Origin of the sequence: Arcicella gelida (genome assembly GCF_034931025.1) — a bacterium.
GTDB lineage: Bacteria > Bacteroidota > Bacteroidia > Cytophagales > Spirosomataceae > Arcicella > Arcicella gelida.
Genome location: NZ_JAYGIL010000008.1, coordinates 137,707 through 151,094 on the forward strand (window position 1 = coordinate 137,707; position 13,388 = coordinate 151,094).

Consider the following 13,388-nt stretch of genomic DNA (forward strand, 5'->3'; position numbering starts at 1 on the left):
GATGTAATAAAGTTTTTTGTTTTATTAAAAATCGTTTCCAAAGTTAAATTCATTTGTTTTTTGGTTGACTTGCTTCATTTGAGAAAATATCTTTTCAGCGGTCTCAGATTCTTGATTTTGTTCAATATTGGAATGAATACTCTTGCTGTTGTTTTTGATAACCAATTTTGGATTTATCATTTTCTTAGCATTCTTTTCAGCATTGTAATACCTGAATTTAATTTGGTAAAGTCCATCTTCAGAGATTACGAAATTATATGTTTCCAAGAGGAATTTTACGATAGTATCCATAGCTATATTTTCATCAAATAAAGGCTTGATAAATAGGAGTAACGATTTCCCCCATTTTCGTTTTCCTGCTGCTTTTCGCTGTTTAATTTCTTCGATTGTGAGCATAAAAATTAGGTTCAGTTTAATAATTTCTCTAATAAATTTGAAGGGAAAAGGGATAAGAGGCTTAAAAAAGTACTTTTGTCAAATTAGTATAAGATTAATATCAGATTAGTATAAGATTAGTGTAAGAATGCTTGATATGATAATATTTATATAAAATTAGTATAAAAATAATATAAAATTTAGGAAATGAGATAAAAATGTTAGTTTAGTGTATATTAAAATATTTTTCGCTACATTTGTAGTGAAGCAAGATGGAGATTATGTATACATAAACTGGCGTGCAAGCACTTTTTGAGGAAGGAATAATTTTACAGGAAATACACATCAACCTAAAAAATCAAAAACCTATGGAATCAAAGAAACCTAAACAATCAGGACGACCTAGATTAGAAGCTGCCTTGCAATGTGTTATTCCAGCGAGGTTCACACAGACAGAATTTGAAGAGATAAAACAAAAATCAAAAGGCTTAAAAATATCAAGGTCGGCTTATATTCGTTCCATGACGCTTAAAGGGAAAGTTCTAAATTTGTTTACGGAAGAAGAACAAAAAGCCAAAAAACAATTGATAGGTATTGCCAATAATCTGAATCAACTCTTGAAGCTTAGTCATATTCATGGCATAGAGAAAATGATAAAGCAAGTAAATCTACAGCTAGGAAATATTGATAAAATCTTAGATAAGTACAATCATGGTGGGAGTAGTGAGTGAAAAGGGAAAATCATTTGAAGGCTTAATAAATTACTTGTTTGAAGGAAGATTAAAAGATAGAGGAAGTGCTAATAAACGTCCTGAAATCGTGAGTCATTCTGAAAATGTGAGAGTTCCTTTTGGAGTAGAAGATAAAGTTGGGCGAAATAGGCTCATCTCAGATTTAATCAGCCAAGCAAAACTACATCGCAACTATGGTGACCATAGCACGAAATATATAGGAGAACATATTTTATCTTTTACGGAAGAAGATATTAAAAAATTAGGGAAAGACCAGATAAAAAAACTTTGCGAACAATATGTCAAAGATGCTGATATAGATAGAACTCAATATGTCGCCGTTTCTCATGCTGATACAAATAATTATCATATTCATATCGTCTTTAATAGATGCCAGAATGATAATACACTATATCCAGATTGGAAAGAAAAAACAAAGACAGCTGAGAGAGCTATCGCCCTTGCTATAAAATATGATTTAGGTTTAACCGACAGGCAAGAGCAAATGGCAGATAGTAAGGGCGTTTTAGAGATAAGAAGTAAACATCAAGATATTATAGATTTAGCCAAAGAACCTATTCTCAAAAAAATCAGAAATATAAAGCACTTTGAAAAGATTTGTGAAGCTCAAAATATTCCATTTTCATTGAAGAGAGACAAATTGAATGTTGGAAATAAGACCTTTAAGAAGCGAGATTTAGAGGCTGTCTTCTTCAAGAACCGTCAAATGAGCAAAGAAGCAAGAGATAATAAAAAAGCTAATGAGTATTCTTCTCAAAAAAGAAAAATCAAACAAAAACCAGCCTACACCTTCAAAAAAGAAAAGATTGAACAGAAATCAGAAGGGCTTCAAAAGCAAGATAATAGTATTATTGACCTAAATCTTAATAATGAATTACTACAGAATATCCCCCAACATGTAGAAGAAAATCAAGAGTTTAATAATAGAAAAGCCTACGGTAAAAGTGATAAAGAAGAAAAAATGTACTACAAGAGGAGAAAAAAACGTTAGAGTTTTGAAAGTAAGGTATTTAGCTCTATAAAGCTTTAATAATATTTTGATAACTTCCCTATGAATGAACAAACCAAAAATGCAGAGTTTATCAAAGTGATTAGTATTACACTTATTCCTGTACACCTCTTTTTCTTTTACTATCCTCTGATGCGTAAAAGCTTAGATATTTCATGGTTAGATCATGTTTATTTATCATTACATGAACGGCTTTTGATGGTAAATTCTTCAGTATTAATGAACACCTTAGCCGTTTTTATGCTGTTAGTATATGCCATTACTACACCAATAGGAAAAGATAAAGAACTTGATAAATCTAAAGTAGTCAGGAATACTAGCTTTGGTTGTTTACTTATTCTAATGAGTGCTTTCTTGTTTTATATATTACCGTATAACCAGTGGGGATTTTACGTATACATAATAGGGTTGGGGCTTGGATATTATTGCTATATGAGTAATATAGCCTTGCTATTACAACTGGTTCAGCTCAATAAATCAGAGGAATTCAATGTTGAAAAGGAGACATTTCCTCAGATGGTAGAAAAAGTAGAGACAGAACATAGTATTAATATTCCATATCATTTTTACTACAAACAGAGATGGCATAAAGGGTGGTTAAATTTTGTTAATCCCTTTCGAGCAATCTTAGTAGCAGGTTCTCCTGGTTCAGGAAAATCTTTCGGTACAATCAATTTAGCCATCCATCAATTGATTCATAAAGGCTATTGTTTGTATGTCTATGATTTTAAAATACCTACCCTAGCACTAGAAGTTTTCAATGGACTCTGGCATTATAAAGAGCTACTCAAACAAGAATATGGAAGTATAGCACATTGGGAGAAAAAGACAGGAAAGCTTTTTCCAAAGTATTATCAAATAGACCTTAAAAATCCACTTAAATCCAATAGAATCAATCCCATCGGATCCAATTTAATTTTAGAGGTGGTTGATGCCTCAGAAAGTGCCAAGTTTATCATGCAAGGCTTAAAAGGTACTGAAGGTGGGGGAGATGGAGGTAGTAAATTCTTTGACCAATCAGCAGAAAACTTATTGACGGCTTGTATATACTTTTTAAAAAGAAAGTCTAATCAATATGGAAAGGAATTTTGTAGCCTTCCCCATGTGGTAGAATTATTACAAAAACCCTATGAAATACTCTTTCCACTTTTAATGTCCGACCCTTATGTCAGAAACCTTGCATCCACTTTTAATAACGCTTTTGAAAAAGGCGTTTTTGAGCAATTACAAGGGCAAGTAGATTCATTAGTGATACCGATGGGACAATTAAGTGATCCAGGGATCTACTGGGCCTTTACAGGAGCAGATTTTGATATTAATATTTCTAATCCTAAAAATCCCTCTATTTTAGTAATTGGGAACGACCCAGATAGAGAAGATACCTATGGGATATTACTTTCTTTACTCAATGGAAAGCTCACCAAAACCATCAACAAAAAGAACCAATTACCATTAGCAGTTATTTTAGACGAATTACCCACTTTACCTTTTAATTCGGTTAGTAATCTAATAGCCACGGCACGTTCCAATAAAGTAGCCTGTATTTTAGGGATTCAAGACACGTCACAATTTGTATTGAGATATGGACAAGAAAAGGCAAATATGATTATTAATATGGTTGGTTCTATTTTGACAGGACAAATTCGAGGAGAATTAGCTAAGACGATTTCAGAATGTATTGGGAAAATTAATCAAGAACAGGTTTCAGAAAGTATTTCAGCACAAGGAATTTCATATAGTGTATCAACCCAGCTTAACGAGGCTGTAACCATTTCTACGATTGCCAATTTATCGCAAGGAGAGATGGTTGGAACCATCTCAGATGATTTTGTTGCACCGCTCAAATACAAACGCTTTCATGGGAAAATAGATGCTTTAGCACATGAAGCATCACCCACTACAAAAATGCCCATCAAAGAAATTCCTGACTTGAATCCTGCTTTTCGTTTAATGAAAGGCGAAACGGAATCAGACAGAGAAATGCGAGTAAAAATTCTGGTGAGAGAAAACTATGAAGCAATCAAAAAGGATTTAGTCCTCTTGCAATATTTAGAGCTGATACGCTTTCAATTTCAAAAGGAAGAAAGTCAAGATATTAATTTAGAAGTACTAGCCGAAGGAATGTTGAATTATATCATGAAAGTGAACAAATACCTTACCAAAGAAGGATTAAGTCCACAGGGGGAAGTATTTATGGACAAATTAGAAATCATGAATACCATCTTTCAGAACAATATTGCCAATAAAATTGCCTTGTCAGAAACTGAAAGTCAGGACAGTTTAGTGGATGGAAAGATTGTGGCAGCTCCTAAGAAATTGTATGATGATTATTATGCAGAAGAAGCCCAAAACTTACAAACGCATTACAGAGAGTTTTTCCAAGTGTATAGCAGTGCTTCTGTTCAAAGACCGATGGATGATTATGAAAGTTATGATGGCGATGATTTTTAAGATTGACTCCACTTCCTCCAAAGCATTTCAAGGATACCAATTTTATCAACTACAAAGAATTTGCTAATGAATAACAACACTAATTGAATAGCACAGTAGGAGAGGAAGAACTCATTAAAATGGTTTTGTAAATTGCTATCATCCCATAGCCAAATGGTCGTAATGATGATATTTTGAAGTAAATAAATAGTAAGGCTTCTTCTACCAAAAGGGATAAAGAAAATAGACAAATAATTGTACTTTTTAATGAGTAGAAAAAAGCCAATGACAAAGCTAATGGACAATGAAAGGATATAAATAAAGAAGCATATTTTAAGCAGTGGATTCCCATTTTCAAGTATCAAAAAGAGAGTGGTTAACACTACAAACATCATTGATAAAGAAATCCACAAGAGTGTAAACCTTTTTATAACGATGAATTCTTCTAAATGAAAGAAGGAGATAAAAAAGCCAATTAAAGCCATTAAAAGCATTTCTAAGTGATAACAAATAGTGAAATATAAAGAATGAAGGTTTAGACTAATACAGTATTTGAGATTAGCGAGAAAGATATTTAAACCATGGAAATATTCTTTTGGATTTCCTGCTTCTTTCATATCAAACGGGATATAATAAAGTGCCAAACATGTCAGTGAACAAACAAATAGGAGGGAAGTAACTGGTTTTTTTGCTAAAATAGGACGGGTATAAAATAGTATTAAACCAATAATGGCATACTCTTTTAATATATCTCCATAGAAGAAAAGATTATTAACAATTCCCATTAAAAAAAGCAATAGCATTCTTTTTGGAAAAGCAGAAGGTTTGTCTTGGGCATGCTTAATCAATTGACCAAATCCATAGCCAAAGATGGCACTTAAACAGAACCAACCTTTATCGTTAATAAACAAAAGAATAGAAGAAAGAATAAGATTAGGCTGTATTGCATTAAAAACGGCAAAAGTATTATACAAGCCAATCCACAAAATAAAATAGCCACGAAGCGCATCAATGACACTACTGCGATTATTTCTTGTATCCATGTAAATATAGGGTTATAGAATACATCCGATACTCCGATAAAGAGTATCGGGTGCAACTTATTTCTTCAAGGTTTTTGGAATACTGATGTCATTTTTAGGTGCTTCAAGCACGTCTTTCACCATCTCATTTTTATCAAGGGCTAAAGAAGGTGTTTTTTTTAAGAGACCTGTATAGGCAGTATCCTCCAAGATTGGAATTTTTAAGGCTTTTTCATTAGTTTTTGTCTCAGTAGTTGGTACAATAGCTTGAGCTTCTCCTTTCTTAAAATTGAAAACAATTCCTTTGTCAGCATCTAAAGTAATGTTAGTATCAAACAACTTACCTGTCTTATTGCTGGTAAGTCCTGTGAGGGAAACGGACTCCCCTACACGTAATTGATTTCTTTGCTCCTCAGAGAGTTCTAAACCTAATAACTTTTTAGGAACATCTTGAATAGGTTTTAATTCCAAATGTCCTTCTTTTAAAGAAACAGCAGCACTAAAGAGATTTCCTGTTTTAGCCGAGCGTAAATCGTAGAGCAAAACAGTTTCTCCATTTTTAATTTGCTGTTGTTGTTCCTTGTCTAGTTTTACGCCCAATATTTCTTTAGGAATGGATAAATCAACTTTTTTAAAGCTCAAACCTCTGTTAAGTGCATCTACACTGACAACGGCATCCCAATTTTCTCCACCATCTTTGGCGGCAAGTCCTTTTAAAAGTATAGGATTTCCTTGTTTGAGATTTTCCTTTTGTTGTTCAGTTAAGGTTACACCCAGAATAGTATCCGCAACAGATAGTTTCGAAGCACTCATGGTTGCTAAGGTATTTGTCTCTTTATCTAAGGAAACATATTTAGGCGTTGCAACGCCTTTTTCATCTACATAAATTACTCTATTGGCATTACCGAATTTTTGTAATTTATCCATATCATCCTGGCTTAAAAATTGCTTTAAGGCGGAAGGAATTTGTAACGTTTGTTGTTTCTCGATAAAATGTAAGGTCGGTTTTTGCTCAGGATAGGTTAATACATATTTTCCTTGGCGACTTTCACCTTCAGGATTCATTTCAAGCAAAGGAGTCCTTTTTCCATCAATGAGGTTTTTCGCCATTTTACTTAAATCACCAATTTCCTTATAATCATTTTGAACGACGATGACTGCATTCTTCAAGATTTTCGCTAACTCTTCCGAAAGGGCTGCAATGTTTTGCAGATGTTCTTTTTCATTAAATTGTGCCATGTGATGAATGTTTAAAAGGTTAATTTATACCTGATTGGCAGGCTTAGAGGAATTACTTTGTGTATTGGCTCCCGATTGAGGAAGTCCATAAATTTTACTAGTATTACTATTCCCCCCGCTATTCCCGCCACCATCGCCACTAGCCCTAGCCATTTGAGGAGCCGCTGCCTTAATGGTCTGAGCAGCTTCAGCGATAGGTTTGCTAATGGTCTGTGCAGTTTTAAGGGCAAGAAAACTTGTGGCTGCCACAAACGTTGAGCCTGAGATGGGAGAGTTGGTCATTCCACCTGAGGCACCACTTACAATAAGGGTTACTAGGGAAGGTGTTTTGAGTACAGCAAAACAGCCAATGATGGTAACACCGATGGACAGGAATACAGGTGTCCAATCAATGTATTGAATGGTATTGTAAGCCTCCAGCGTACTATTTGCTGTCGCTAAAGACCCACCAATGATGGTTCCTCCAAGGATATGGGTGTTTTCTGCAAACTTAAGGAGTACCTCATAAGCATTTTGATCCGAAATGTTTTTGAGCCTGTAGGCGATGGCTAAACACATATTTGCCACAGGAAACCAAAGTAATTTACCGACATAGTTGGCATAAAAATTCTTCCAATTATCAGAAAAAGCATGAAAAATAGACAGGCCAATGGCGATAGGCCCAAAAGCCATTAAAATAGCAAGATTGATGTTCTGCATGGTTAGCACGGCTAGATAACTAATTTGCAAAGCCACATTAATTAAGGCATTGATAATGCCTACAATCATTCCTATCCACCATGAAACAGATGTAAATAGTTTGACATTGTAATAAATATTGGAAACCGTTTGCTTGACAGTCCCCAAACCATCACTAACGGCATTCTTAATGTCATCCAAAAAGCCCTCATCCTGTTCCACAGGACTGTTTGTACCATTGCTGGATGTATTATTTATATTATCTGCTTCTACTGTTTGATTGTCTTTGATGGTCTTTTCTAAATCAATTTTATACTGCTCCTCTAATACTTGATTTTGCTCCATGTAGGAAATTGCCCAGCCTTGTGTCGATGCACCGACGGGAGAAAGTAGAAAATCACAAAGGCTGAGGGTCGTATTATAGAAAATCAATAGCATGGCCAGCATAAAAGGACGAACTAAAGCTTCTAAGTGCGTTGCTAATCCATCCACTTCTCCACTAGCCATAATTCTCCACATTTTAATAAAAACCCAAAAGAGGGAACCGATTCCAGCGATGCTTCTGCCCACTGTAATAAAGGGAGAAAACGCCGATTTTATATCGGAAGTAATTACATTAATTTCTGAGATAAGGGCTGAAATATCCATAGGTTTATTGGCTAAGTAGGAAGCTACAGGTTAAAAATTCAGCCCCTAAATCAGACTTTTTGTTGTCATAATATACATTCAATGTGTCTCCATGAAAACTGATAGTATGTTTATGTGGGAAGAGTAAGGGAAAGAAATAAACAGTGGAATTTTGATGGTCTATTTGCTGAATCTTTCTATTCAAATAAAGTGCTTTTAAGATTGATATAGCCGTATCTTTTTGATTTACACCGTTTGTACCTCTTATTTTAAGGATTTCAAAAGCACTATTATCATCTTTGATTTTTATTTCATCAGTCCATTGGATTTCAGATACTTTAGTTCCATGGTCAATGATTTGAAAAGTAGCCGTTGAATCAAAAATGTTCTTTAAGTCCAAAGTAATATATTTTTCATATCGATTGCCCTGCCAATTGGCTGTTTCCCCTTTGTACCAGCGATAAACCTTATTTCCATAACGGAAATTGGCTTCAATAGCAATGAGCCGGAAATTCTTAGCCGAATAGGCTTTAATGGCATCTGAGGCAGTTTCTATCTTCGTATCATTTACTTCAGATGTTGAAGAACAAGCAGCAATAAAGATTGATATGAGTAAGAGCGAGATTCGCTTTAAGTTAACGGTTTTCATAAGCATGAGATTTAAGAGAAATAGATTTTAAAAGTTTATTTATCAAAATTCATCATTTTGCCAGCATCCATCGCACCAGACTTTTTGTAGAAATCTGAAACATTAAACTTGCGATCTTTACTCAATTGAGCAATTTCATGTTGCTGTTTAATCATAATGAGTTCAGCATGGAGCTTACTAATTTCTGAATCCATTTTTGTGTATAAATCAACCTGTTTATTGATTAATTGGATTCTATCACTATCAGATAATCGTCCTAGTTTAGCGTTAATTTCAATGGCTTTACCTTTCCCTTTTTCGTTGGCAGAGCCACCAAATATTCCTCCTATGTTTACGCCCAAAGCATCGGATAGCGTAGAAACCATTTGATCCTGAAAATTAGAGGCTAGTTCATCAATGGTATTGGAAAGACTTGATTCGAGGTTATTAAAGACATTACCAAGATTGCCACCAGATTGAAGGGTTTGGTAGAAATTATTCAACGCTTGAGTATTGCCAAACTGAATAAGGTGCTGTTCTAAAACGGCTAATTTAATTTCCTCTGAGCCATCAGAGTTTTCAAATTCACTCTTTAAAGTACTAAGTGTTGTTAGTTGATTGGTGACTGACTGGGTAGCGGCATTAAAACTATTTTCTATGTTCTTGGTATTGACCTGCGTGCCAAGTCCCGTGTCTGTTTCTCCTTGATTAGTGTAGGATGCAGGATTTGTATCAAAAGAGATTGGTGCAGTATTGCCTTGTGTATTGGTAAAAGGCTGATAACGAGTATCTATGCTGATAATTCCTTGATAGAGTCCATTAAATCTTGTGATGTATAATTGCTTTTGAAGCGGATTAATAAAGGGTACGACTATCTGCTGAAAATAACTTTTTACTTGTTGTAAATGCGTTAACACAGCTTGATTTCTACCCCTGATATTCATGTCTTTTTCATAATAGTTTTTAATTAAGTCAGAAGGATTGTTGTTGTAGTTAAACTCCGCAATCTCAAGGTTTAGCCTCGTTTTCTCAGTTGAATTCATGCCAATGACATCCGCCGTTGTTTGGTTTTCAGTTTTTAATTGAGAATTCGCAATTTCTTTATGGTCTCCCTCAATTTTACTCATCAGTTTTGATTGAATGACTTGAGCAATGTTTTGTGCAAGATTCGATGGGTCGATTACAGCGGCATGGCTGGAAAAGCTAGGTAAAATAGCCAAAAGGAGGTAGCGTAATTTTTTCATCTTTTTAATATTTATGATTTAGAAAATAGGAAAACAGTTTTGCCAAAAAATAGGCATTGCTAATGATAAAAAGTACAGGTAAAGCACATGAATTCAACAGGAAACGGATTTCCTGAAACGTAAAATGCGTGGATGCTTTCTCTTGTAAAAGCTTTTCTTTTTGCTCATCAGTGGCATTCTTTGTGGGAATGTTGAAATATTTAAGATGAAGCTTTCGCAAGATAAATTTTAGTTCCTTGTAAAAAGTAGTAACGGTTCCTTTTTGCATTCTTAGCCATAACATTCCCTGAAGAATAAAAGCGATTGTAAAGTAAAGGATTTGACCGAAATGTGGCTTCATCACGTAAACAGTTTCAAGGTCATTCAAAAGCGTAATGGCATAGAAATATGGGAGTACATATAGTCTATTATTCCTGTAAATCAATAAATTAAACTTCAGCACAAGTTGCGATGAGTACTTCATTTCATTTGTTACAATTCCCCTTCTCTCCAAAAAAGTAATAAATGCTAAAAAGCATAAGGTGGTGATAAGGTCTATATAAAATTCTAGCATAGTTGAATTCCCCCTTATTAATATAACAAGTTTACCTAATGGACTAAATTACAATCAGATTTATTTGGACTACAGGGCATCAAATAGTTTAAATTTTAGACCCACTTGTGCATTTGCTTTGATTTGCCGAGCAATCGCAGCAGTTGTTCCATCAGCATAAACACTAGCAAAAACAGCTATTTTGGGAGAGAAAAATTTCTCAATATTAAAGCCAATCGTCAAGAATGGATAAGCCTTACTTTGACTATTTCCATTATCTACTCTATTACTAAGTAATTGAAATCCAGCACCTATTCCATATAAAAAGCCGAGATATGAAAGGTGGTATTTTCCTTTCAGTAAAGTTGCTTCATAGCTGTATTTTAGTTGATAGTTTTTAAGAAAAACGGTAGCGTTATCTTGTCTATAAGCAAAAGCAACTCGATGATAATTTGCTTTTGAAGTACCAAAACACAAAGACAGTGCATACAATCTATCACCTTGTTGCCAGTTTTTTGGGAAATTGTTATCCTCGAAAAGTAGTGGTATTCCGCTTGAAACTTCGAGGTATTTTGTGCTTTTATTCCTGATTTGTGCCTGAGTGTCAGCTAAATATACTGTTATTAAAATGGCTATCAAAAAGTAGGTTTTCATAATTTATTCATCTGATAATAAAAGGTTTCATAATCAACTTTGAGGTTCATATTTCGGCTACCGTCTCTCTCTACGATGTCAATTTCAAAGTGTTTGTCTTTACCAATTGAAAACTTAGGCATCATAAAAACAAAATTGAAAGAAGCATCAGCATCGCCTAGTTTACGGCCGTCTGGAATACCCTCTTGCTCGACATAAACAAAATTGGGTTTAAGCTCAATTTCTTGTGAAACTTCCTTTTTACGCTTTGTTTTATCACGTACATAGAATTTCATATACTCCAAACCATAATCTAAGGGCGAGCTATTTTTCATGCTAATACATAAAATAATCTTCCCTTCCTTAGTGGCTAATTGTATGAGTTTGAACTGTACTTTTCCGATTTTATCAGCGATGTGCTGAATTTTATGCTTGCTTGTATTTGATAGCTCAATCATCTTTTTAGAGAAATGAATCATCTCCGTTTCTGTATAATAAGTATCACTGAAAACAATTTTCTCTGGTCTATCGCTAACTTGCTGTTCAAAATCATCATTTAAGCCAGCGGCCATCGTAATATTGAGTTTGTTAGGAGATTCGTTATAAGAAACCAAAAAACTATAGTACTTTCCATCATGGGTAATGACGGTAACATTGGTTTCAAAAATGCCTATTTGAGCCGCTTTAAGCTTTAATACATTATCGACACCTTCCACTCTATCACAAATAATTCGGTTAGAACCTGCATCAAAATACTTGATAGGGCTTTCAAACACAATATGAGTAGTCTTGTAAAAAGCGATACTCACAGGATAACTTCCTCTGATGTGATGCTCTTTGAAGGCCAAGACTTTCTTCTGATTGGTTGAAGAAATGAGAGCGTCAGCATCATTTTTAATCAAGTTCAATGTCTGTGCATTCGTTGAGAACGAAAACAGCATCAAACAATAGGAGAGTAGGTATTTTAGATTTTTCATAGATTAGTTTTTGATTAAGAGGAAGAGTTGTTGTCCTGTTTTAATGCTTACTTTTATATCTCTAATTTTGGCATTGACATATTGATTAGCACCATTTAGTGATTGGTTGACCAAAGAGCCAACCACCTGATTGCCCACGGTTTGCGCAAGACTTCCTTGGGGATTATAAACCAATAGCGGATTCATCGCTCCTAGCGTACTCCCTACATTTTGTCCCCAAGCATTCTTTTTCATTTCGTTTTCAGCATCGATGCTTACTTTCAAACCCATCAGTCCATCCAGATCCATCACCTGAGCATTGAGGGCTTGATAAACATCATTCTTGATATAACCTTCTACAGAAAGTAATAGTCTATCTCCCTGAATATGGCTTTTAGCCCCAATAATATCACCCGCTTCATAATGAAGATTACCTAAGGATTTACTTTCAGTCAGCATAATTTTGACAGTTGTATTATTGCGCACTGTTTTAGATTCTAATAATTTCCCTTTGATTAAAATACTTTGTTTACTCTTTTCTAAACTTCCTAATCTGTTACTGGGCTCAAGACCAATGGTAGGCATATCTTCTTTCATTTGATGATTGGAGTAAAAACGATTATTGATAGGTGACAAAAAAGGATTTTCCCATTCAGCGGATTGACCGTTTTGAGGTTTTAAATCAACATCGCTAAAGATAAATCTATCTGTTTTAGGCTTTTCTGAGTCTTTATTAGCGCTAAGAGGAATAGTTACATTGTTTTTATCTTCTGTAGGTTTCTTGACCGTTTCTAGTACTTTGATTCTATCCTCCAAACGTTGAATGGCTTGAAGGTTTTTCTCCTGATTAAAAGATTTGTTGATACTTGTATAAACCTGCTGCTTTTTCACTGGTACTTTAGAAGAGTCACCTTTTGTCTTTCCAAAATGCTCAGGATGATTCTCCAATGAATTGGGCGAATTTTGTACGGGTTCAGTAGCAAAAAAACGCTCATTATCCATTTCCTTTTTTTGATTAAAAGGGGTCTTTTCTTCAATCTTTTTATCGGCCGCTGGGATGTCAAAATTGATGGCTGAAAATTCATTTTCTTGCGTATTGGTAGTTCCATCTTTTGGTGGAAAAATGTATAAGTAAAATCCTACGAGAATCATATTGATTATCAGTGAAATAGGATATTTAAGAAAACTTAAGTTAAAATACTTTTCCATGTTGTTTAGAGGTAAAGCGTCAACTGTAACAAAATTAGAGATGGCAAAAACCTT

General features: G+C 34.5%; 13 protein-coding genes. 3 read left to right on the forward strand and 10 right to left on the reverse strand.

Annotated features, from left to right (window positions below; genetic code table 11):
- Positions 1–24: 24 nt before the first annotated feature.
- Positions 25–396, reverse strand: a complete 372-nt coding sequence (locus tag VB776_RS08535; protein ID WP_323328019.1) for a hypothetical protein — start codon at positions 394–396, stop codon at positions 25–27.
- 347 nt (positions 397–743) lie between these two features.
- Here VB776_RS08535 and VB776_RS08540 point away from each other — a divergent pair, with 347 nt between their 5' ends.
- Genes VB776_RS08540 through VB776_RS08550 form a run of 3 tightly spaced genes read left to right on the forward strand, consistent with a single transcriptional unit; the run spans position 744 to position 4,587 of the window.
- On the forward strand, positions 744–1,106 hold the full coding sequence (locus VB776_RS08540; RefSeq protein ID WP_323328021.1) for a plasmid mobilization protein: 363 nt from the start codon (positions 744–746) through the stop codon (positions 1,104–1,106).
- Entirely contained in the window at positions 1,087–2,118 is a 1,032-nt protein-coding gene (locus VB776_RS08545; RefSeq protein WP_323328023.1) for a relaxase/mobilization nuclease domain-containing protein, read from the forward strand. The genes VB776_RS08540 and VB776_RS08545 overlap by 20 nt, the downstream gene beginning before the upstream one ends.
- A gap of 60 nt (positions 2,119–2,178) precedes the next feature.
- Positions 2,179–4,587 (forward strand): type IV secretory system conjugative DNA transfer family protein, encoded by a 2,409-nt coding sequence (locus VB776_RS08550; protein ID WP_323328025.1) that lies wholly within the window; start codon positions 2,179–2,181, stop codon positions 4,585–4,587.
- Here the strand turns inward: VB776_RS08550 and VB776_RS08555 are convergent.
- The 9 genes from VB776_RS08555 to traM form a co-directional block, all read right to left on the reverse strand.
- Entirely contained in the window at positions 4,584–5,609 is a 1,026-nt protein-coding gene (locus VB776_RS08555; protein WP_323328026.1) for a DUF418 domain-containing protein, read from the reverse strand. The two genes, VB776_RS08550 and VB776_RS08555, sit on opposite strands and share 4 nt — an antisense overlap.
- A gap of 57 nt (positions 5,610–5,666) precedes the next feature.
- Positions 5,667–6,827, reverse strand: coding sequence for a DUF3945 domain-containing protein (locus VB776_RS08560; RefSeq protein WP_323328028.1), 1,161 nt, complete (start codon positions 6,825–6,827; stop codon positions 5,667–5,669).
- Positions 6,828–6,851: 24 nt separating this feature from the next.
- A complete protein-coding gene (locus VB776_RS08565) occupies positions 6,852–8,153 on the reverse strand; it encodes a hypothetical protein (RefSeq protein ID WP_323328030.1) in 1,302 nt (433 codons plus the stop codon).
- A gap of 4 nt (positions 8,154–8,157) precedes the next feature.
- Positions 8,158–8,781, reverse strand: a complete 624-nt coding sequence (locus tag VB776_RS08570) for a hypothetical protein (RefSeq protein ID WP_323328032.1) — start codon at positions 8,779–8,781, stop codon at positions 8,158–8,160.
- A gap of 35 nt (positions 8,782–8,816) precedes the next feature.
- Positions 8,817–10,004 (reverse strand): hypothetical protein, encoded by a 1,188-nt coding sequence (locus VB776_RS08575; RefSeq protein ID WP_323328034.1) that lies wholly within the window; start codon positions 10,002–10,004, stop codon positions 8,817–8,819.
- Between the two features lie 4 nt (positions 10,005–10,008).
- Positions 10,009–10,557 carry a hypothetical protein gene (locus tag VB776_RS08580; protein WP_323328036.1) on the reverse strand — a complete coding sequence of 183 codons (549 nt, stop codon included), beginning with the start codon at positions 10,555–10,557 and terminating at the stop codon, positions 10,009–10,011.
- Between the two features lie 69 nt (positions 10,558–10,626).
- Positions 10,627–11,190, reverse strand: a complete 564-nt coding sequence (locus tag VB776_RS08585; protein ID WP_323328038.1) for a hypothetical protein — start codon at positions 11,188–11,190, stop codon at positions 10,627–10,629.
- Positions 11,187–12,146 carry a conjugative transposon protein TraN gene (gene traN / locus VB776_RS08590; protein WP_323328040.1) on the reverse strand — a complete coding sequence of 320 codons (960 nt, stop codon included), beginning with the start codon at positions 12,144–12,146 and terminating at the stop codon, positions 11,187–11,189. Before traN ends, VB776_RS08585 begins: the two co-directional genes overlap by 4 nt.
- Before the next feature lie 3 nt (positions 12,147–12,149).
- Positions 12,150–13,277 (reverse strand): conjugative transposon protein TraM, encoded by a 1,128-nt coding sequence (gene traM / locus VB776_RS08595; RefSeq protein WP_323328042.1) that lies wholly within the window; start codon positions 13,275–13,277, stop codon positions 12,150–12,152.
- Positions 13,278–13,388: the final 111 nt, after the last annotated feature.